The sequence below is a fragment of the Tenacibaculum finnmarkense genomovar ulcerans genome (assembly GCF_900239495.1).
GTDB lineage: Bacteria > Bacteroidota > Bacteroidia > Flavobacteriales > Flavobacteriaceae > Polaribacter > Polaribacter ulcerans.
In genome coordinates this window covers 1-22121 of record NZ_OENE01000054.1, presented here as the reverse complement: position 1 = coordinate 22121, position 22121 = coordinate 1, and the positions used below count along the sequence as shown (strand labels likewise).

Below are 22121 nucleotides of genomic sequence, written 5' to 3'. Positions count from 1 at the left end.
AAAATCGGGGAATGTGTATGTTATCCCTGAAATATCGGTAACCAAGTATTTTAAAAATGAAAATACCATCACTTTTGGCGCTAAATATTACCTGTCAGATAATGATTCTTTTTTAACAGGAAGTGTTAAAAACAGTAAAAAATCTGTTACTACAAATCAGGTGGATTTCTCTACAAAAAACAATCAGATTGCTCTATATGTAAGCTACGGATTTAACTTTAAAAACATTAAAAAGATATTCTAATTGCTTTTTAACAGTACTAAAAATCCCTAAAAAAAGCCCGATAAGTAATTATCGGGCTTTTGTTGTTTTAAATGTTGAGGTAATCTTAGCTTAGTCACCATCGTTATCGGTAGGAACTACGGTAACAGATAAAATACTTGTTACATCTACAGCAAATAAAATACTTAGTTCTTTTAAGGCGTTATAAAGTGGTTTTACCGTTTTAGCATCGGTATTAATGGCATCAAAAAGAGGCGTGTTTAAAGCGGTAATTTCTTTATCAACAGCATCAAATTTTTTGGCTATTTCATCTGAAATTTTCTTAGAATTATCAATAGCATTTACCATACTTGCATAGTTAGTCTTTCTGTTAAAATAAACATCTTTAACCTCTGCTAACATCGCCTGTATTAATAGTAATGAGTTTTTACTTCTATAAGCTTGTAAACCTGTAGGAACACTATTGCTAGATTTTTCAAAACCAGCTGGTTTTCCAACCTTGGTAACCTTTGCCATGTCTAACACGTTTATAATTTGATTAATACTCAAACATTTCGCATTTTCAGAACAGGTACTGCCATTTGCATTTGCAAAATTGTTTTTATAATCTTCTTCCCAGGTGTCAATAATAACTTGAGAAAGTCTAATAAGTTCGTCATTAATAGCTTCTAAATAAGCCATTCTGAAAGAATCATTTAATAAAAGGGTTTTAGCTTCTGTTGAATTTTGCTTTCCAAAAAGAAGGTATTCTAATGTGCCAAGTCCTTTTTTAGTGGTACTTTGTTTTGAAAAATATCCTTGATTGTAAATAGATTTATCAGCAATATTTTTTTCAATTAATGCAGTGTTTATAGGGTAGTTATAAATGTTTAAACTATAATAATTGTTTTTGATTAGCCCAAAATTATAAACTTCTGTTTTTGAATAGGCTTTTGCTGAAACCAACCATTGTGCTGCTAATTTTTTATAATCGGCATCACTTTTACTAGCTTTAAAATTAGCAATATTAGTTTGCTGTGTTTTTAAAGTTTGTTTAAAGTTTGTTAAACTAGGTAAAATATTATCTGAATAATAAGTTTCAAAAAAAACGTTATCCATTACTATAGGTTCTTCCCCTTGATTTTTACAACTAAAAACAAAGCTTATTAATAGGATTCCAAAGATTCCAAATATAATTTTTTTCATGATTTTTTATAATTTATTACTATAAAGAGTTTAAATAGGCTAATAATTGGTCTCTTTTTTCTTTAGATAATTTCTTAAAGTCTTCTTTTGATGTGTTTGCTTCACCACCGTGCCATAAAATTGCTTCTTCAATGTTGCGAGCTCTACCATCATGTAATAAAAAAGTATGCTTGTTTACGGTTTCAATAAGCCCTAATCCCCACAAAGGTTGTGTTCTCCATTCATTTCCATTGGCTAAGAAATCACCTCTGTTATCGGCTAAATCAGCACCCATATCATGTAATAAGAAGTCCGAAAAAGGTTTTATTTTGATGTTGTCTATTTGTGGTAAAACAGTATTTTTACCTGTCGTAAAGTTATCAATATGACAAGAAACACATTTTAAATCGTTAAAATGCTTTTTTCCTTGCAGTACATTTTTTTCTTTAAAATCTCTTCTTTTAGGAACAGAAAGTGCTGCCATATATAAAGAAATTCTACTAAATTGTTTGTTTGGTACCTCTACATTTTCACCGACATTATTTCCGTTGCTTAACTTTGAGCAATCAATTCCGTCAGGGCAATTTTCATCAGGAAAAATAGACGTAGTTAAGCCCATATCACCATTAAAAGCACCTGCAATTTGTTGGTCTAAAGTTGGTTGGTTTGATTTCCATCCAAATTTACCGATTGTTAATTTTGATTTTTTAACATTCCAAACATAATTTGCTCTACCAGAAATCCCATCATTGTCGGCATCATTAGGATCGGAATTTTCTAAAAGACTTGCTTCTGAAAGCGCATCAATAAAACCAAGCCCAATCATTTGTTGCCCAACTCTTGGCGATGTTTCTACACCTGCTAAACTTCCATAATTTTCATTAAAAAAACTATAGGTAGGCTTTCGTAATTGATACTTAGTTCCATCGGCATAAACACCATCAATAAAAGTAAAATTAACCTGAATGTCGGCTTCTTTTTTGATTCCTAAATTCGAATCATCTTGAAGCTGACCTCCATATGTATGATGACCAATAGGCCCTGTTGTTTCTGAATTTCCGATACCTAATCGAATTAAAAAACCTTCTGATGTAGCACCTGTTTTTAAAAGAGGTTTTCCTCTTCCATCTCTTAAATGACAAGAACTACAAGCTCTTGCATTAAATATTGGTCCTAAACCATCTCGAGATGTTGTAGTAGCAGGAGCAGACACCCACGCTTGATCGAACATAGCATTTCCAACACCAAAAAATGATAATTCTAAGTCTGATAATATTGGAATAGCTCTTCCAAAGGCTTTATCGGCAGTAAAAGCTTGTATTGATAATTCTGAAACTAAAAATTCTTCACCAGTTTCGTAGGTTGCTGTGGGTTCAATGTTTTTATAAACATCCTCTTTTGTACAAGATGATAAAATAGTAGCAAAAAGAATAAAAAAAATGTATTTTTTCATTATGGTATTTTAAACAAAAATACTGAAACTAGAATTGAATCTAGTTTCAGTAAAGTATTATTATTAAATAAAAGTATTATTAGTTAATACTAATAGTAACGTCTAAAGTTTTAGCCGCTTCAGCAATAGCTTTACCTTCTGCTTTTAAAGCACTAGATAATTGACCAGCAGTTCCGTTAGAACCAAGTTCTTCTTTTGAAATAATTTCATCAAAAGGTTTACCTAAAGCTAAAAGAGCATCTAACTTAGCTAAAGTTGCTTTTGCTTTAGTATCTAAAGAAGCAGCAACATCTTTGTTTACAGTTTCTGTTAATGCGATTAATGAAGTTCCTGAAACTTTAGAACCATCAGCTCTTTTATATGAACCAACAATTATATTATTAATTCCGTGAGTATTTGCCCACATATCTTGGTTGGTGTTATCAGAAAAACAAGAATGTTCGTTTTCTTGACCTTCGTCAATTGCTGGGTCAAGTCTTTCTAAAGCAACCTCTCCATTAGCAATAAAACCAATACCGTTTAAAACATTTTTTAAAGCAGTTTCTTCTTTTAAAGCAGCAAATGCAGTTCTGTAAGTTCCTCCAACAGCCCAAGTACTATTTAAATCTTTTAAATCGTTTACTAATAAATCAGTAACAATTTTTAAATATGTACTTCTTCTTTTAGCAGAAGCTTCAGTAGTATAATCAGTAAAACTTCTTACACCTGCATTTTTAAAGTTATCTTGTTTATGAGTAGTAGTGTTATAGTTTAAATCTTGTCCCCATAATAAAAATTCGATAGCATGCCATCCAGTAGAAATGTTATCATCTTTACCATCTTCGTTTTTATCGATAATGTTTTTTTCTGTTAAAGCAAAAGAAGCATCAGCAATTAAACCTCCTGCTATTTTTTGTCCTCTATCTCCAGATACATAATCAATATACGATTCATCTAAAGGCCATGCGTTAATTTGTCCTTCGCTTCCTAATAAGTCTTCATTATCAATTGGTCCGTTAGCTTCACGAAAAGCTTCTGTTTGCCCGTAAAAATCTCTTGAATATAACCAAGCTTTTTTAGCCGCTTCATGAGTTTCAGCAGTAGGGTTTTCTAAAAATGCGTTAATTGCAGTTTGCATTTTTAAAGCAGTAGTATATGAATCTTCGTAGTTTGCCGATGCTATAGCTGCATAGTTTTCTATAAAAGATTGTTTTGTTGCTTTTTGAGTAGGAGTGTCTTCATCAGAACATGATTTGAACACAAAAGAGGTTGCAAGTAATAATGATAATCCTAGTACTTTTTTCATTTTAAATTTATTTTAAGTTGCTTATTTAGATTTATTAAGTATAATAATGCAAATGTAATCGAGTTTTTTTTATTAACAAATTTTATTAAGATTAATTTTAAATTGATTGGTGTTTTTAGATTTTATGTAATGTTTTTATTATTTTAATGTTAATTTTCTGGTTATTTGCTAAGGTTTTTAATTTATTTTAGTTTAATTCCATTTATTTTTAAATTATCTGTTATTTAGCTAATTGTTCAAATATGTGTGTATATTAACCTTAAATTAAGGTTTAATTTGTATTATATATAGTATATTTGCACGCAATTAATTAACAACACACTAAATTAATTGCACATGCAAGCTCATCAATCAAAATTTGTAGGAGAAGGTTTAACGTACGACGACGTTTTATTAGTACCTGCTTACTCAGAAGTACTTCCAAGAGAAGTTTCAATTCAAACAAAATTTACTAAGAATATAACCATTAACGTACCTATAGTTTCCGCAGCTATGGATACCGTTACCGAATCGGCAATGGCAATCGCTATGGCTCGTGAAGGAGGGATTGGTGTGTTACATAAAAACATGACTATTGAGCAACAAGCTCAAGAGGTTCGCAAGGTAAAACGTGCAGAATCAGGAATGATTATTGACCCAGTAACCTTGCCATTAACAGCGAGCGTTTTAGATGCTAAAATGTTAATGAAAGAACATAGTATTGGCGGAATTCCTATTATTGACCAAATTGGTGTTTTAAAAGGAATTGTAACTAATAGAGATTTGCGTTTCGAGCATGATAATGAACGTTCAATTGTAGAGGTAATGACTAAAGATAATTTAGTAACTGCATCGGTAGGAACTTCATTAAAAGCGGCAGAAAGCATCTTACAAGAAAAGAAAATCGAAAAATTATTAATTGTTGATGGAAATTATAAATTATCAGGATTAATTACTTTTAGAGATATAACTAAGGTTACTCAAAAACCAATTGCAAACAAAGATACTTTTGGGCGTTTACGTGTTGCAGCCGCATTAGGTGTAACGGCAGATGCTGTTCAAAGAGCCGAAGCTTTAGTAAAAGCAGGTGTTGACGCTGTAATTATTGATACCGCTCACGGACATACCAAAGGAGTGGTTGCTGTTTTAAAAAATGTAAAAGCAAAATTTCCTGAATTAGATGTTATTGTAGGAAATATCGCTACGCCAGAAGCTGCTAAGTATTTAGTGGAAGCGGGTGCTGATGCTGTAAAAGTAGGAATTGGTCCTGGTTCAATATGTACAACTCGTGTAGTTGCAGGTGTTGGTTTTCCTCAGTTTTCGGCAGTTTTAGAAGTTGCCGCTGCTATTAAAGGAAGTGGAGTTCCTGTAATTGCTGATGGTGGAATTCGTTATACAGGTGATATTCCTAAGGCAATTGCCGCAGGTGCCGATTGTGTAATGTTAGGCTCATTATTAGCAGGAACAAAAGAGTCGCCAGGAGAAACAATTATTTACGAAGGAAGAAAATTCAAATCGTATCGTGGAATGGGATCTGTGGAAGCAATGAAGCAAGGGTCTAAAGATCGTTATTTTCAAGATGTTGAAGACGATATTAAAAAATTAGTGCCAGAAGGTATTGTAGGGCGTGTTCCTTATAAAGGACAACTAGAAGAAAGTATTCATCAATTTGTTGGTGGTTTACGTGCTGGTATGGGATATTGTGGTTCTAAAGATATTGAAACATTGAAAGAAACAGGTAAATTTGTACGTATTACCGCAAGCGGAATTAACGAAAGTCATCCGCATGATGTTGCAATTACCAAAGAATCTCCAAATTATAGTAGAAGATAATTTATATATTTTTAAAAAACCCCGCTGTTAATTAACAGCGGGGTTTTTTTATAACTTTTTAAAAGTTAAAGAACCTGTCAGTTTGAGTGATTTTTTCTTTTAAAAAATAATATCGAGAACTTTTTTATCTTCAAGATTAATTAAAATAATTCAAATTCTCGATACTAATTTTAATTTCTTTTAGTCATTAAAATTCACTCGAATTGACAAAAAGAACCTTAACAGATTTGAAACTAATGCTTATTTCTTGAAATATTTTTGCTTGTAAGCTACTAACAAACTAATAATAACCATTATCGCCAATAACACATATACAAATGTTGGAATTGGAATAGCATCTCCAGCGGCATAACTATGCAATCCTGAAAGATAATAATTTACCCCAAAAGAGGTCATCATAATAGCCCAAAAAGCAAACATACTTGCTAGGTTTAGCACATATTTAGTATTCAATTTAGGAACAAAACGTAGGTGTAAAACAATTGCATAGACAATAATACTAATTAAAGCCCATGTTTCTTTAGGATCCCAAGCCCAGTAACGACCCCAACTTTCGTTTGCCCAAACACCTCCTAAAAAAGTACCAATTGCCAGCACAAAAAGCCCGATAGTCATTGAAAGTTCATTAATATAGGTAAGCTCTTTTATTTTTATATCGATAATATATTTGTTCTTGTCTGTTTTAAAAAGCATTAAAACCAACGCCATAAAACCAAGTACTGCCGATAAGGCTAAAGGTGCATAACTACTAACAATAGTGGCTACGTGAATTTTTAACCAATACGATTTTAATACAGGCATTAGGTTGGTAATTTCAGGATTTAGCCAATCTAAATAACTTACAAATAATAAAGCACCCGTAAATAAGGTTGCTAAAGGCAAGGCAAAATCAGATTTTCTAAAACTAGCTAAACCACTTAATAGTAAACTCCAGGCGACAAAAATTAACATTTCATATCCGTTACTCCAAGGAGCATGCCCCGATATAAACCAACGTAATAAAATATTTGCGCTAAAGCATAAAAAAGAAATTAGTATAATAATTACAAGAAAATTCCAAAGGAAGTTTATCAGGTTGTTTTTATGAAACATTTTAACAACCGCTAAAACTAATAATAGTGTTCCTAAACTAAAATAGATAATAAACAACCAAAAATTAACCTTTGCTTTATTATACCATAATTCGGCTTCAATTTGTTTTTCTGATGGATTTACACTCGCTCCTAAAATTTCTTGATATTTTTTTATATAAGATAATTTTTTATAAGCTTCTTCATATTTATTCTTGTAAATATCATTAAAATATCCTGGTAAAATATGCTTTGCAAAATTTCGATCCTCTTCATTAAAATCTTTAAAGTCGTGAATATAGCTGTACCAAGTATTGCTATCGTCGTCTTTTTTAGGGAATATTTTTAAATAATTTCCTGAAAAAACGTTGTATAAAATATTAAAACGTTCATCAATATTTAAAACCTCTTTATCTAGTTCATTTCTTGCCGATGGTTTTTTTTTATTCGCTTCTTCTACCGCTTTTGACAATAGGTAATTTCCTTGTTTATCTAGCAAACTAACGAAAGATAGTAAGTTGTTATCGCCAACTTTAACAGTGTTTAACAGTGTGCTTGTTTTTTCAAAATCGGCTTTTATAATAGGAATTCGTTGCCATAACTGCGGACTCATGTGCATTCCTAAAAATATTTGATTAACACTTAAACGTATGGTTTCATTATTTTTTTTCTTCGGATAACTAAAAGAAGTCTTTTTGGTTATTTTTCGAATACATTCTGAAGCCAAGGTGTTTAAAGGCTTTATTCTACCGTCTAAATCTTGCACTAATAAACGCCCAAACTGATCAGCCTGATAGATATCTATTTGCTGAGAAGCCACAAGCTGACTTATTGAAAATGAAGGAATGCTATCGGTTTTAATTTCTGCTGATCTAGCTTGTGTTCCTGTTTGTGAAAAAGCACTAGAAATACTTAAAAATGCCATAATAGCTATGGTATTTTTAGACAATCTTTTTAATTTTTTATGAACCTCTCTAAAACGAGAACCTTTTCCGAAAAAAGTAAAAAGCATTCCAATACCCATTAAGGTATAACCGATATAGGTTAGCCAAGTTCCTAAAACATCATGGTTTACCGATAAAACTGTTCCTTTTTCATCGGTATCATAACTTGCTTGAAAAAAGCGATATCCTTTATAATCTAATACATTATTCATAAAAATTCGATAAGAAAATTCTTCTTTTTTGTCAAAAACAGTCACTTCACTTGCGTAAGCAGAAGGGCTTGATGAGCCAGGGTATCTATCTAATTGAAAGTCATTTAATTTAACGCTAAAGGGTAATTTAATAGCGCCTGCTCCATACGAAATAATTAGTTTTATATCATTTTTAAAATCGGTCTGATGTTTTATCGGTAAAAATCCTTCTCTATATAATAAATTGATTTCCTGCTGCTCGGTATCAATTGTTGCATTTACAATTAAAGCATCATCTAGCGTTTTATCGTTTACAGTTTCTTCGGATACATTGCTAATCAATTTAAAAGCGCCCTTGGGATGATAGCTCATCGGAACAAAAGAAAAATCGCCAGCTCTATAAAGGGTACGCAAGGTTATATTTTGAAGACTATCTTTTTTAATTTTACCTGCCTGCTGACTTGCCATTATAAAAAAGTCAATAGTATGAGGTGTTAGCATTTTAAAACGTCCATTTTCTTCAATAATATTGATAATTCCTTTTTTATCAGATTCAAAACCTATTTCATGTTGATGATCGCCAATACGTTCTATTTCTCCTTTTTTCAAATAGATGGTATTTCTACCTTTACCGGCGGTAACCACCATTTTTAACAAAGGTTCTCCGTTAATACTATCGGTAATAACAGTAGGAGTGGCATCAGCAACATATTGATTAAAATCAATAGAAATAGCTTTATTATTAAACGTTGTTTTTAGTGTGAAATCATTGTTTTTAAGCGGGCTGATATTTATTTTTTGCTGAATAGTTTTACTTTGAGTTCCATCGGTAATTGTGGCTATTAATAATTTTGTATCTGCAATTATAACGTTGCTTGTAGCGCCTTCTCTTATGCGCATAATTCCTCCATAAGAAACATACCTAGTAACAGCTGCACCTAACACAATTATAATAAAGGCGATATGAAATAACAAAACTGCCCATTTTTTTTTAGTAAATAAATTATATTTTTTGATATTAAAAACAAAACTAATTGCCAGTCCTAGCATTACCATTTCAAACCACCAAGCATCATAGATACTAGCCCAAGCTATTGCGGTACCGTAGTCATTTTCAATAAAAGTTGCTGCTGCCATCGATACTGCAAATATTAACAAGAGCAATAGTGCTAACGAAGATGATGAAAAGAATTTATATATTTTTTGCATTTGTATATTAGGTATAAAAATGAAGCCATTTTAAAAGTAAAATATTTTCTACTTTTAAAATTAGCTTCATTTTTTAATGAATCTATTTTATTTAAATAGGCTTTAGTTCATCGAAACTTCTTTTGAAGCTTCCTTAGAAACCTCTTTGTTGTCTTTTTTTGAAACTCCTTGAGTATCGTATTTTGACTCACGTTCTTTAGCCGCTTCTAACCATTTTGGTAATAAGTTTTTCTTGAATTCGGCTTTTTCTTTGTGTAGTTTCTCCATGTCTAAACCAATGTATTTTTGCGCTTTTTCTTTAGAAGAAATATCAGGCATTTCAACAGGTTTATTGTGTCCTAAATCAGCTAATACACGTGCTAATTTTACACGACCTTCAATAGCTTTATCTAAACCACCACTAATAACTCGTCCAATTTCAACAGGTGAATGAAAAGAAGCTCCATGTGATGCTGCTGCATAATCCCAACGCCATTGTGCATGACGAATATCCATTAAAATAGGTTTCATCTGAACTTCGGTAGCGCCTAAGTCCCAGGCTTTTTTTGCCTCTACATGCATACGTACTAAAGCATCTTCTAATTTTAATCTGCTTTGGGTAGATTTCTGCTGACGTTCATATACATTTGCTCTTAATTTTTCAGCTTCTTCACGATGACAAACCTGACATGAGTTCGCTACATTGTTCATAGGTGATTGTAATTGGTGATCGGTAAATTTCTGTCCACCTTCACTTTTATATGGCATATGACAATCGGCACAAGAAACACCTCTATCGGCATGAACACCTGTTAAATACGTTTCATAACCAGGGTGCTGTGCTTTTAACATAGGCGCTCTACTTAATTTGTGTGTCCAATCTTTAAAGTTAATATCGTCATAATATTTTTCCATTGCCTCAACTGACATTCCATTTTTCCAAGGAAATGTTAAATAAGGAACACCTTCAACGCCTTCTTTTTTCTTATCAAAATAATACTCCACATGACATTGCGCACATACTAGCGAGCGCATTTCTTGATGCGTTGCCTTATTAATATCTTTACCCATTGCTTGAAAAGCTTCTATTAAAGCAGGGCGGGTAATGGTTAATTTCATGGTTTTTTCATCATGACAATCGGCACAACCAATAGGGTTTACAATTTCTTCTCCTTTGTCAGCCCATTTTCCTTTGTAAAATTCGGCAATACCAATTTCATTCATTAATCTTGGTACATCGGGGCTTTTACACGTCCAGCAAGTAGCAGGCATTGGTCCGTCACCTTTTCCTTTAGGTCCACCAGTTCTTAAGGAATTTTGAATGTCTTTAATCGCATTTTGATGCCCACGTCCTTGGCTGTAATCTTTAGAAAAACCGTAACCAGCCCATAAAACAGTTAAGCGAGTGTCTTCCTCTAGCATATCACGCATTTTATTTCCTCCTTGATATGATTGAAAATCACTATTCTCGGTTTGTAAAAATGATTGATATTCTTGCGGGAAATTTTTTCCCCACTCACTATTTCGAGGTTCATTTTTTTGGATATTTACCTGCGGCACATATTTGTACTTCGCTTCATTTTTTCTATTTACAATACTAGAGGCAAGTAATCCTAATAGAAAAACGACCACTACAGTAACAATAAATAATATTTTGTTTTTCATTTTGTTAGTTTTTGTTTTGTTATTTTTTTTGTTCAATTTTAGTATTTAACCATTCAGGTATTACTGCCTCAACCTGATCAGTAGGAATTGGCGCAATATTATTTTTAATGGTTGAAATACCATGCACGGTACCGTGAGGTAATTCTTGATGACATGACCAGCATTTTCGTTCGGTTCTACTTTCTCTATGATCGTCTAACCAACCATCATATTTTGTTTGAGTAACCTGCTGAATATGACAACGAATACAGTTGTTTTGTACTACTTCTTGTGATGCTTCTCTCATAAACATAACCTCAGGTTCTGCTCGTGCGGTAAAAATGGTTGCATGAAACAAACCATCTTTAGCTTTAAAGAAGTATTTATTAAAAACATTGTCGTGCGGTACATGACAATCATTACATGAGGCTTGTTCTCTGTGTGAGCTGTGCATCCAACTATTATACATTGGAGTCATCACATGACAATTTACACAAGCCAAAGGATCATCTGACATATAAGAAACTAACGAAGCTTCTTTTGCCATAAAAAAACCTAAACCTGTAACAATTCCTATTAAAATAATAGCAATTTGCCGCCATTTAGATTTTTTCTCTGGTAATATGTTTTGTTTAAAATTCAAGTGTTGTTTTTTTAGACTTTTGTTATTTTCTGTTATTTTTCTTTTGATTTAAAATGCTAAATCTTTTTTGTTTAATCGATACTTTGCTGATTTAAAGTTAATAAGCTTGTTGTTAAATTTGTTTTTCTCATATTTTTTTCGTTAAGTATATTTTAGGTAAATATTTAAAGAAAAAACTGTTAATTAAATGATAAAAATCAGCTTATGATAAAAAAGGAGGTTGTAGATTAAAAGAGAATTTTATAGGAAGTGATTTTTACTTTTGGAGTGTTTCTAGAAATTCAAGTAATAAAAATGAAAAGATGAGGTAAAAGTGAGTTTAAAAATTTAGCGTTAAATAAATCATAATTAGCCCACTTTTTTATGCTTATTTTTTTTTTTTATTTAAGGGGTTTTTTAGGGGGGTAAAATCGATTAAATTAGTTTAAAAACGCTGTAATAGCAAGGGAAAGACGTTAAAAAACAAATAATATTATTTTCGTAATTAAATGAATATACTGCTTTATTTTTGACTAGGATTTGTTAATTTCGCAAAGAGATCAATTATCAAATTTTATGACTAAAGAAACAAAATATACTGAAGACAACATCCGCTCGCTCGATTGGAAAGAACATATTCGAATGCGTCCAGGAATGTATATCGGTAAACTAGGAGATGGTTCCTCTGCCGATGATGGAATTTATATTTTAGTCAAAGAGGTGTTAGATAACTCTATTGATGAATATGTAATGGGAGCTGGTAGAACTATAGAAATTTCTATCCAAGGAAATAAAGTAATTGTTAGAGATTATGGTCGAGGGATTCCTTTAGGAAAAGTAGTCGATGTGGTTTCTAAAATGAACACGGGAGGAAAGTACGATTCAAAAGCATTTAAAAAATCCGTAGGGCTAAACGGAGTAGGTACAAAAGCGGTGAATGCACTTTCATCTTTTTTTAGAGTAGAATCATCAAGAGACGGAAAATCAGCAGCAGCGGAATTTGAACAAGGTACTTTAATCAATCAAGAATTTTTAGAAAAAACTTCTCGAAGAAAAGGAACAAAAGTGTCTTTTATCCCCGATGAACTAATTTTTAAAAATTATAAGTATAGAAATGAATATGTTTCTAAGATGCTTAAAAATTATGTGTACTTAAATGTAGGGTTAACGATTGTTTTTAATGGTGAAAAGTTTTTATCAAAAAATGGTTTAAAAGATTTATTAGAAGATAACAACAATCAAGAAGATATGTTGTATCCTATAATTCATTTAAAAGGCGATGACATTGAAATTGCCATTACCCATAGTAAAACCCAATATTCAGAAGAATATCATTCGTTTGTAAATGGGCAGCATACCACGCAAGGAGGAACACATCAAGCGGCTTTTAGAGAGGCGATTGTAAAAACAATTCGTGAGTTTTATGGAAAATCATTTGAAGCTTCCGATATTCGAAAATCAATCATATCAGCGATTGCCATAAAAGTAATGGAACCTGTTTTTGAGAGTCAAACTAAAACAAAATTAGGTTCCACTGAAATGGGTGATGATTTGCCAACGGTAAGAACCTATATTAATGACTTTATAAAAACGCAACTTGATAATTTTTTACATAAAAATACCGAAATAGCCGAAAAGCTACAGCGTAAAATTATACAAGCAGAAAAAGAGCGAAAAGAACTTTCAGGGATTCGAAAGTTAGCTAAAGACAGGGCTAAAAAATCGAATTTACACAATAAGAAATTACGAGATTGCAGGGTGCATTTAGGCGATACTCAAAAAGATGCCTATTTAGAATCTACCTTATTTATTACCGAGGGAGATTCCGCGTCGGGTTCTATTACAAAATCAAGAAACGTAAATACACAGGCGGTTTTTAGCTTGAAAGGGAAGCCTCTAAACTCTTATGGATTAAGTAAGAAAATTGTGTATGAAAACGAAGAGTTTAATTTATTACAAGCAGCTTTAAACATCGAAGATGGCTTAGAAGATTTGCGTTATAATAATATTGTAATTGCTACCGATGCCGATGTTGATGGAATGCATATTCGTTTATTGTTGATCACATTTTTCTTGCAATTTTTCCCAGAAGTGATTAAAGAAGGGCATTTGTATATTTTAGAAACACCATTATTTAGAGTTCGAAACAAAAAAGATACACATTATTGTTATTCCGAAGAAGAAAAAAAAGCGGCAATTAAAAAATTAAGAGGTAAGCCAGAAATTACTCGATTTAAAGGATTGGGGGAGATTTCACCTGATGAATTTGTGCATTTTATTGGTGATGACATCCGTTTAGACCCTATTATGTTAGACAAAGAAATGTCTATAGAAAGTATGTTGGAATTCTATATGGGAAAAAATACGCCAAACAGACAAAAATTCATCATTGAAAACTTAAAAGTAGAAGTAGATGCCATTGAAGACGAGGAAGAGGAGTCCTAAGAAAATAAAAAATATAATTACGCTATTATTTGTAGCCTTTTTAGTTTTTTGGCTGTTCCAAATTAATTGGGATAATTTATTTAATAAAGATAATTCAGGTGCTTTTTTGGGTGTGTTTATAGGGATAATGATTATTGTTTCTTTACAAATACCGAATAAGCAGTCTGAAAATGAAGTTCCTGAAAAGCACTAAATTTTTTTAGTATTTTTTAGAAGATTATTTTGAGATGAAAAAATAACAGCTCAAAATAATAGTAAAAGTAGTAACAAAAACAAATAAATAACTCTTAAACGAATAAACGTTTTTTAGATGAGTGAAGAAATAAACGAACACGAAGAAGCGGTGAATAATCCGATAGATAATTCATCAGATTTAGAAATGCCTGAAGAAACATCCGAAGAAATAGATAATACAGAAACCATTACCAAGGTAACAGGAATGTATAAAGAATGGTTTTTAGATTACGCTTCGTATGTAATTTTAGAAAGAGCCGTTCCATCTTTAGAAGATGGCTTAAAACCAGTACAGCGTAGAATCATGCATTCTATGAAAGATTTAGACGACGGACGCTACAATAAAGTAGCGAATATTGTTGGGCATACCATGCAATATCACCCGCATGGAGATGCTTCAATTGCCGATGCTATGGTGCAAGTTGGACAGAAAGACTTGCTAATCGATATGCAAGGAAACTGGGGGAATATTCTAACAGGCGATAGGGCAGCAGCAGCAAGATATATTGAAGCCCGTTTGTCAAAATTTGCCTTAGAAGTGGTTTTTAACCCTAAAACTACCCAATGGAAACAATCCTATGACGGTAGAAGAAAAGAACCGATTGATTTACCTGTAAAATTCCCGTTATTATTAGCACAAGGAGCAGAGGGAATTGCCGTAGGATTATCAACCAAAATATTACCGCATAACTTTAATGAATTAATAGCAGCATCTATTAAATATTTAAGAGGAAGAAGTTTTACTATTTATCCAGATTTTTTAACAGGTGGAGTTGCCGATTTTACTAATTATAACGATGGTAAAAGAGGAGGGAAAGTACGAGTACGTGCAAATATTACGCAGCTAGATAAAAAAACATTAGTAATTACTGAAATTCCTTTCGGAACAACCACAACATCTTTAATTGATAGCATTTTAAAAGCCAATGAAAAAGGGAAGATAAAAATTCGTAAAATTGAAGATAATACGGCTGCTGCTGTTGAAATATTGGTGCATTTGCCTACAGGAATATCTCCAGATAAAACCATTGATGCTTTATACGCTTTTACCAATTGCGAAAACTCGATATCGCCATTAGCCTGTACTATTGAAAATAATAAACCCGTTTTTGTAGGGGTTTCTCAAATGCTAAAACACTCTACCGATTTAACGGTAAAACTGTTAAAAAGCGAGTTAGAAATTCAATTACACGAGCTTGAAGAGCAATGGCATTTTGCCTCTTTAGAGCGTATTTTTATTGAAAACAGAATTTATCGTGATATAGAAAACCAAGAAACTTGGCAAGGTGTAATTAAAGCAATTGATGCAGGATTAAAACCACATATTCAGCATTTAAAAAGAGCGTTAACCACTGATGATATTACCCGCTTAACAGAAATTCGAATTAAGAAAATTTCAAAATTCGATATTGATAAAGCCAAGCAATATATTGAATCTTTAGAAGATAAAATAGCAGGAGTTAAGCATCATTTAGATAATTTAATAACTTTTGCAATAAATTATTTTAAAGGATTAAAAACGAAGTACGGTAAAGGACGTGAGCGAAAAACGGAAATCAAAATTTTTGATGATATTGTTGCTACAAAAGTTGTAATGCGAAACACCAAGCTGTATGTAAATAGAGAGGAAGGTTTTGTAGGAACATCCCTTAAAAAAGATGAATACGTTGATGAATGTGCCGATATTGATGATATTATTATCTTTAAAGGAAATGGTACTATGATGGTTACCAAAGTAGCTTCTAAAACCTTTGTAGGTAAAGATATAATTCACATCGCTGTTTTTAAGAAAAGAGACAAGCGTACAGTGTATAATATGATGTATAGAGATGGTTCGAGAGGTGCAAATTACATGAAGCGTTTTAACGTAATAAGTGTAACACGCGATAAAGAATACGATTTAACGACTGGGGCAAAAGGTTCAAAATTGTTGTATTTTAGCGTAAATCCTAATGGCGAAGCAGAAACTGTTACCGTTAATTTACGCCCAGTTGCTGGTATTACAAAGTTAAAATGGGATATTGATTTTGCTGAATTGGCAGTTAAAGGACGTGCTATTCGCGGAAATCAAATAACAAAATATAGCATTCGAAAAGTAGAATTTAAATCGGCAGGAGTTTCTACCTTAAAACCTCGAAAAATATGGTTTGATGATACTGTTCAACGTTTAAATGTTGATAATAGAGGCGATTTATTAGGGGAGTTTAGAGCCGAAGATAAAATTTTAATCGCCACACAATCAGGTAAAATTAAAGCAGTTTCACCAAGTTTGTCAATGCGTTTTGAAAGCGATATGATTATTTTAGAAAAATGGGAGCCTAAAAAACCAATTTCGGCTATTTATTTTGATGCCGAAAAAGGACGTTATTATGTGAAGCGTTTTTTAATAGAAACGGTAGACAAAGAAGAGGTGTTTATTTCTGAATATGAAAAATCAAAATTAGAGATTCTTTCTACCGATTATCATCCTATGGCTGAGGTTATTTTCTCAAAACGTAGCCTAGAAAATATTGAAGTTAATTTTGAAGAATTTATCGCTATAAAAGGAATTAAAGCACAAGGAAATCAACTAACAACCGATAAAATTCGTACTGTAAACTTATTAGAATCGTTGCCTTATGAAGAGTGGATACCCGAAGACAACCAAGATAATCAAGACAATGAAAATAACGAAAATAACGAAAATAACGAAAATCAAGAAGTAGCTTTACCTGTTTTAGAAAACAAAGACGTTTTGCCACTTGAAATTGAAAAAGTTGAGGTAAAAGCTGAGGTAATTCCTAAAGAATTTGAAAAAACAAAAGAAGATAAAGCAAAGAAAGCATTAGAACGCGCCCTTCTTCAAAAAAAGAAAAAAAATACAGAAGATGACGACAGTCAAATAGCATTATTTTAAGTAAATCAATAAATCAATAAATCAATAAAAATGAATGAATTATTAACATATCGTTTTAATTTAGATTCCTTTGTAGGAATATCAGCCTATATATTGGTGGTGGTATTTATTTCCTGGGTAGTATCACGAATGATTCGGTATGTTATTGTTCAAATTATAAAACGAAGAAAAACAGGTCGTTATGGCGGCACTAGTATTTTATTTTTCCGAAATTCTGTAAAGTTTTTTATCGGTATTTTCAGTATTATTTATATTATAAGCACCGTGCCTACTTTCCGTAGTAAGGCCACGTTAATTTTTTCGGGAGCAGGTATTTTAGCCGCTATTATTGGTTTTGCGGCACAGGCGGCGTTGTCTAATTTAATAGCAGGTGCATTTATTGTTCTTTTTCGTCCATTTCGAGTAGGCGATTATATCAAGTTAGACCAAGAAAGAGTTGGTATTGTTGAAGATATCACACTTAGACATACGGTTATCAATAACTTTGAAAATAAGCGATTAATCATCCCAAACTCAGTAATAAGTACCGATTCTGTATTAAATCATACCATTGAAGATTCGCATATTCTTAGTTTTAATAATTTTAAAGTAGGAATAAAAGCAAATATTGATTTGGCTCGAAAAATAATTCAAGAAGAAGCGGTTAAATTACCAACCGTTATTGATTTTAGAACTGCCGAGCAAGTTATGTCGGATGCCCCACAGATCGATGTTCGGGTAATTGACATACACACCGATCATATCCATTTGCGCGCTTATGTTTGGTTAAACGAGCCATTTAAAGAGTTTAAAAATAAATGTGCTTTAAAAGAAGCCGTGCACAAGCGTTTTTTAGCTGAAGGAGTAGCCTTGCCAATTCCTATTTATAAAATAGTAAATGTTTAATTTTTTTGTGTTTATTTGAAGCAATTTCCCGCTTTCCGCACTCGCTCTTTTTTTGAAGAAAAATCAAAAAAAGGAGCTCAAACAAAGCGTCAATCGGGGCTAGGCTTTTGTGCTAAATTGATGATTTCAGTATTATTTAAAACTAAAAAAATCACGTATAACTCTGTTAGAAGTTTTTACGTGATTTTTTATTTATGATTATATTTTTTAGTGAACTAAAAAATCGCTTTATAATATTACAATTAGTTTTTATCTTTAAAAAGAAACCCCAATCCTAAACGCCCTAAAAACTTCTTTTCAAAAGCCCAAAAGAATTTAAACTGTCCAAACAACCACCCCACTAAAGGCAATGTTGATTGATAAATAGGGAAAATAAGTAAAATACGTATCGGCCAATAAATCCAAGGAGATGTTGTTTCCGAAGAAATCCCTATAAAAGCAGTAATCGGTTTTGCAACCCAAGAAGCAAATGAACCGTTAATAGAAAATACGATTAATACCGCAATTACATCCCAATTTGTTTTTAATCCCCAACGTTGTCTTAATTTTTCCATGGGGGCAAAAGTAATTAAAAGAAAAAGGGCAAACAAATGTTTACCCTTTTTGATATTATAAAATTTAAAAATTATTTTTTACCAAAAATACCGCCTAATAATCCGCCAAGTATTCCTCCACCAGCACTTTGAGAATTACCACCGCCTAAAATCATACCAGCAATGTCATCAACAACGCTACCATCACCATCGGCATCTAAAATTTGTTCTAAAAAGTTTTGCTCTTTAGCAGCAGAATTACCACCAAGTAAACCACCTAACATATTACCCAAATCATTTGAGCTTCCAATGTTATTTTGACGAGATTGTTTTCCTAAAACACCCATTAATAAAGGAGCAGCAGTCTTTAAAATACTAGCAATCGCACCTGAATCCATTCCAGTTTTCTGACCTATAACTTGCTCAACACCTTGTTGTTTACTTCCTAAAACATGGTTTAAAATATTACCACCGTCTTGTAAAACATCAGCATTTACACCACCATCAAACAAACCACCTAAATTATCTAAAATACCACCATCGTGCTTGTTTAAAGCACCCATTAAGCCTTGGGCTCCTTCTGGTGTTGCTGCATTACGTTGCATTGCTTTCATTAAAACTGGTAAAGCCATTGTTAAAACATTACCTGTTTTCCCTGCGTCTTGCCCGGTAGATCCTGCTACACCTGAAATAATTGATTTTCCTAAATCGCTGTTTAATAAGTCTAAAATTTCTGCCATTTTTTTTGATTTAATAAGATTAGTAATAGTTGTCTAATAATTAAGACACAAGTTACGAATTAAACGTCACATTTTTTTAATTATTTATTTTACCTTACAGCCCTTATATAAATTAAATCAATTAAATGAAAAAATTAGCGTTACACTGGCAAATTTTAATAGGAATGCTTCTGGGTATTTTATTTGGAATAGGAATGACTTTTACAGAAGGAGGAGCTTCCTTTGTAGGAAGTTGGATAAAACCAATAGGAACTATTTTTGTAAAACTATTAAAATTAATTGCCGTACCATTAATCATTGCCTCTTTGGTCAAAGGAATATCAGACTTAAAAGATATTTCTAAATTTAAAAATATCGGCTTGCGTACCATGGTTATATATATAGGTACAACAGTTATTGCCATTACCATCGGACTTGCCTTGGTAAATATTGTAAAACCAGGCGAAGGAATATCCGAACAAACCATTACACGATTAACAGAAACTTACGCAAATAGTGGAGGAGTACAAGCTAAAATAGCCGAAGCAAGCAAGCAAAAATCAAGTGGACCTTTACAATTTTTGGTTGACATGGTTCCTGACAACGCTATAAAAGCAATGGGAAGTAACAAATCGATGTTACAAGTAATTTTCTTCACTATTTTCTTAGGAATATCAATGCTATTAATAGGTGAAGAACGTGCAAAACCTTTAAAAAACTTTTTCGATTCACTAAACGAAGCTGTTTTAAAAATGGTCGATTTAATTATGTTGTCGGCCCCTTATGCTGTATTTGCATTATTAGCAACAGTAGTAGTGTCATCAAAAGACCCTGATTTATTATTCGCTTTATTAAAATACGCTTTTACAGTAATCGGCGGATTAGTGTTAATGGTGGCTTTTTACATGACTTTAATAAGTGTATTTACTAAGAAAAACCCAATTTGGTTTTTAAAACAAATTAGCCCTGCGCAGTTATTAGCATTTTCAACAAGTTCAAGTGCAGCAACATTGCCGGTAACTATGGAGCGTGTTGAAGAACATGTGGGAGTAGACAAAGAAGTGTCAAGTTTTGTGTTGCCAGTAGGTGCAACCATTAACATGGACGGAACAAGTTTGTATCAAGCAGTTGCAGCGGTATTTATAGCTCAAGCATTAAGTTTTGACTTATCATTTGCCGATCAATTAACCATTATATTAACCGCCTTATTAGCATCAATCGGTTCTGCCGCAGTGCCAGGCGCAGGAATGGTAATGTTGGTAATTGTATTAGAATCGGTAGGTTTTCCAGCCGATAAATTAGCCATCGGATTGGCATTAATTTTTGCAGTAGACAGACCTTTAGATATGTGTAGAACCGTTATAAACGTAACAGGAGATGCTACTGTAGCAACTTTAGTAGCAAAATCGGTAGGAAAGTTAGGCGACCCAAAACCTAAAAACTGGGACGATAACTACGATGCTGTAAAATAGAAAAACAGCTTTAAAAAATTTTAGAATAGCAAAGAAACACCAATGAATTTATATTTATTGGTGTTTTTTTATGTGTTAAACCCATAAAAACCATTCTTTTATTTGATAAAAAACCAACCATGACTTCCCGCCACAGCTCCTGCGGTTGTTATCAAGCTCAAGATCAATAAAAACCAATGCACTTTGTGGATAAAAGAAAATGTTTTACTAGGGTTTTCTTCTGCGTATTTTTTAAACAATTTATGTAAAATAAACGGTTCTAAAACATATAAAACAAGTGTAAATAAAACCCAAACAAGCGTCATCGCATGAATCCACCAATACTGATAATCGAAATATCGGTCCCAGCCATCTAAAACATACAACATATAAAACCCCGATAACCCCGTTAATACCGTTGTAATTTTGGCTTGAATAGCAAAACGCCCTTCAATTTGTTCAAAAGTTTTTATCTGATCCTCTTTTGAATTCATGCCTTTAACAGCAGGAATTATAACCGTAGTAACCATACTAACCCCACCGATCCATAAAACAACACAAATTACGTGAATAACCCGTGCCAATGTAAAATATTCCATTTTTAATTATTTCTTAGATGATAAACACCTGTTTTGAGTATATTAAAGATACGAAATAATAAGGTTTCTTCTTCTTCCTTAAAAGTTTTTTTTGAAGCAATTTCCCGCTTTCCGCACTCGCTTTTTTTGTTTGAAAAAAACAAAAAAGAGCTCAAACAAAGCGTCAATCGGGGCTAGGCATTTGTGCTCCTTTTGATAATTTGATAAATCAATAATAATTTTTGCAAACCAAGCCAATCGACTATGAATTGGTTATCGTGAGTATCTTTCAGGTGACGACAATAATCAAAATAACTTCAAATTTTAACACCTATATATATAAGGACAAAAATAAAGTAGGAGGTAAACCTATGTGTTCGCCAGAAAAATATTATAGTTCATAATACAATTATTGCTAAACTTGGCCCCAAAAGCCAACAGTAAAAAGTAGCGCTAAAAGACCAATTAGCTGATAATCAGTAATTCGTTAAATTTATTGAAAATAAATGCATAAAAAAGCTTAAAAAATCAAAAAAGAGTCATATATTTGTAGTCCATAACAGCTATATTTATATTGTTATAAAGTTCATAAAAACATTTTTTAAAAATAAGTTAATTTCAACTTGTTTAAAACAAATTAAAAGATGTATATTTGCAACCGCTTTAAGAAATACACTAAAGCAAAACGATTAAGAAATTTCGGAATGATTTTTAAGATAAAAATCAGTTAGTTCAATTCTAACATTTCTACAAAAAATGATAAGAGTAAAATCTCATCTGTAAC

General features: G+C 32.3%; 15 protein-coding genes. 6 read left to right on the top strand and 9 right to left on the bottom strand.

The features are described 5' to 3' along the window. On the top strand, positions 1-244 hold a 244-nt coding region (locus DPIF8902391_RS12030), incomplete at its 5' end, for a hypothetical protein (RefSeq protein WP_172505980.1). A 90-nt stretch (positions 245-334) separates the two neighbouring features. Here DPIF8902391_RS12030 and DPIF8902391_RS12025 read toward each other — a convergent pair. The 3 genes from DPIF8902391_RS12025 to DPIF8902391_RS12015 all read right to left on the bottom strand — a co-directional run bounded on the left by DPIF8902391_RS12025 (position 335) and on the right by DPIF8902391_RS12015 (position 4125). Continuing rightward, positions 335-1408 carry an imelysin family protein gene (locus tag DPIF8902391_RS12025; protein ID WP_172505979.1) on the bottom strand — a complete coding sequence of 358 codons (1074 nt, stop codon included), beginning with the start codon at positions 1406-1408 and terminating at the stop codon, positions 335-337. 19 nt (positions 1409-1427) lie between these two features. Then, positions 1428-2840: a di-heme oxidoreductase family protein gene (locus DPIF8902391_RS12020; protein ID WP_172505978.1), complete on the bottom strand. Its 1413-nt coding sequence runs from the start codon at positions 2838-2840 to the stop codon at positions 1428-1430. Positions 2841-2919: 79 nt separating this feature from the next. After that, positions 2920-4125: an imelysin family protein gene (locus tag DPIF8902391_RS12015; RefSeq protein WP_172505977.1), complete on the bottom strand. Its 1206-nt coding sequence runs from the start codon at positions 4123-4125 to the stop codon at positions 2920-2922. A 336-nt stretch (positions 4126-4461) separates the two neighbouring features. On the opposite strand from DPIF8902391_RS12015, the gene guaB reads away from it, so the two are divergent. Further along, entirely contained in the window at positions 4462-5937 is a 1476-nt protein-coding gene (gene guaB / locus DPIF8902391_RS12010) for an IMP dehydrogenase (RefSeq protein ID WP_172505976.1), read from the top strand. Between the two features lie 240 nt (positions 5938-6177). Here the strand turns inward: guaB and ccsA are convergent, their stop codons facing one another. The 3 genes from ccsA to nrfH all read right to left on the bottom strand — a co-directional run bounded on the left by ccsA (position 6178) and on the right by nrfH (position 11617). After that, complete coding sequence (gene ccsA, locus DPIF8902391_RS12005; protein ID WP_172505975.1) at positions 6178-9351, bottom strand: cytochrome c biogenesis protein; 3174 nt, start codon at positions 9349-9351, stop codon at positions 6178-6180. A gap of 102 nt (positions 9352-9453) precedes the next feature. Then, positions 9454-10995, bottom strand: a complete 1542-nt coding sequence (nrfA, locus tag DPIF8902391_RS12000; RefSeq protein WP_172505974.1) for an ammonia-forming cytochrome c nitrite reductase — start codon at positions 10993-10995, stop codon at positions 9454-9456. Between the two features lie 19 nt (positions 10996-11014). Further along, positions 11015-11617, bottom strand: a complete 603-nt coding sequence (gene nrfH / locus DPIF8902391_RS11995) for a cytochrome c nitrite reductase small subunit (protein WP_172505973.1) — start codon at positions 11615-11617, stop codon at positions 11015-11017. Positions 11618-12172: 555 nt separating this feature from the next. Between nrfH and DPIF8902391_RS11990 the strand changes: the two genes are divergently transcribed. The 3 genes from DPIF8902391_RS11990 (at position 12173) to DPIF8902391_RS11980 (ending at position 18056) form a co-directional block, all read left to right on the top strand. Then, positions 12173-14041: a DNA topoisomerase IV subunit B gene (locus DPIF8902391_RS11990; RefSeq protein ID WP_172505972.1), complete on the top strand. Its 1869-nt coding sequence runs from the start codon at positions 12173-12175 to the stop codon at positions 14039-14041. A gap of 310 nt (positions 14042-14351) precedes the next feature. Then, positions 14352-17171, top strand: a complete 2820-nt coding sequence (locus tag DPIF8902391_RS11985) for a DNA gyrase/topoisomerase IV subunit A (protein WP_172505971.1) — start codon at positions 14352-14354, stop codon at positions 17169-17171. A 30-nt stretch (positions 17172-17201) separates the two neighbouring features. Continuing rightward, positions 17202-18056: a mechanosensitive ion channel family protein gene (locus tag DPIF8902391_RS11980; protein ID WP_172505970.1), complete on the top strand. Its 855-nt coding sequence runs from the start codon at positions 17202-17204 to the stop codon at positions 18054-18056. Positions 18057-18298: 242 nt separating this feature from the next. Here the strand turns inward: DPIF8902391_RS11980 and DPIF8902391_RS11975 are convergent, their stop codons facing one another. Beyond that, complete coding sequence (locus DPIF8902391_RS11975; protein ID WP_058885088.1) at positions 18299-18610, bottom strand: DUF6787 family protein; 312 nt, start codon at positions 18608-18610, stop codon at positions 18299-18301. A 71-nt stretch (positions 18611-18681) separates the two neighbouring features. Next, entirely contained in the window at positions 18682-19329 is a 648-nt protein-coding gene (locus DPIF8902391_RS11970) for a DUF937 domain-containing protein (RefSeq protein ID WP_172505969.1), read from the bottom strand. A 125-nt stretch (positions 19330-19454) separates the two neighbouring features. On the opposite strand from DPIF8902391_RS11970, the gene DPIF8902391_RS11965 reads away from it, so the two are divergent. Then, positions 19455-20780 carry a dicarboxylate/amino acid:cation symporter gene (locus DPIF8902391_RS11965; protein WP_101901703.1) on the top strand — a complete coding sequence of 442 codons (1326 nt, stop codon included), beginning with the start codon at positions 19455-19457 and terminating at the stop codon, positions 20778-20780. Between the two features lie 98 nt (positions 20781-20878). Here DPIF8902391_RS11965 and DPIF8902391_RS11960 read toward each other — a convergent pair whose 3' ends face one another. Beyond that, a complete protein-coding gene (locus DPIF8902391_RS11960) occupies positions 20879-21358 on the bottom strand; it encodes a hypothetical protein (protein ID WP_172505968.1) in 480 nt (159 codons plus the stop codon). Positions 21359-22121: the final 763 nt, after the last annotated feature.

What these genes read in the sequence shown, in the direction of transcription:
- DPIF8902391_RS12015 (WP_172505977.1), bottom strand. Translation starts at nt 4,125, where the DNA reads ATGAAAAAAGTACTAGGATTATCATTATTACTTGCAACCTCTTTTGTG.
- DPIF8902391_RS11970 (WP_172505969.1), bottom strand. Translation starts at nt 19,329, where the DNA reads ATGGCAGAAATTTTAGACTTATTAAACAGCGATTTAGGAAAATCAATT.
- DPIF8902391_RS11960 (WP_172505968.1), bottom strand. Translation starts at nt 21,358, where the DNA reads ATGGAATATTTTACATTGGCACGGGTTATTCACGTAATTTGTGTTGTT.
- ccsA (WP_172505975.1), bottom strand. Translation starts at nt 9,351, where the DNA reads ATGCAAAAAATATATAAATTCTTTTCATCATCTTCGTTAGCACTATTG.
- guaB (WP_172505976.1), top strand. Translation starts at nt 4,462, where the DNA reads ATGCAAGCTCATCAATCAAAATTTGTAGGAGAAGGTTTAACGTACGAC.
- DPIF8902391_RS11965 (WP_101901703.1), top strand. Translation starts at nt 19,455, where the DNA reads ATGAAAAAATTAGCGTTACACTGGCAAATTTTAATAGGAATGCTTCTG.
- nrfA (WP_172505974.1), bottom strand. Translation starts at nt 10,995, where the DNA reads ATGAAAAACAAAATATTATTTATTGTTACTGTAGTGGTCGTTTTTCTA.
- DPIF8902391_RS11990 (WP_172505972.1), top strand. Translation starts at nt 12,173, where the DNA reads ATGACTAAAGAAACAAAATATACTGAAGACAACATCCGCTCGCTCGAT.
- DPIF8902391_RS11980 (WP_172505970.1), top strand. Translation starts at nt 17,202, where the DNA reads ATGAATGAATTATTAACATATCGTTTTAATTTAGATTCCTTTGTAGGA.
- DPIF8902391_RS11985 (WP_172505971.1), top strand. Translation starts at nt 14,352, where the DNA reads ATGAGTGAAGAAATAAACGAACACGAAGAAGCGGTGAATAATCCGATA.
- DPIF8902391_RS12020 (WP_172505978.1), bottom strand. Translation starts at nt 2,840, where the DNA reads ATGAAAAAATACATTTTTTTTATTCTTTTTGCTACTATTTTATCATCT.
- DPIF8902391_RS11975 (WP_058885088.1), bottom strand. Translation starts at nt 18,610, where the DNA reads ATGGAAAAATTAAGACAACGTTGGGGATTAAAAACAAATTGGGATGTA.
- DPIF8902391_RS12025 (WP_172505979.1), bottom strand. Translation starts at nt 1,408, where the DNA reads ATGAAAAAAATTATATTTGGAATCTTTGGAATCCTATTAATAAGCTTT.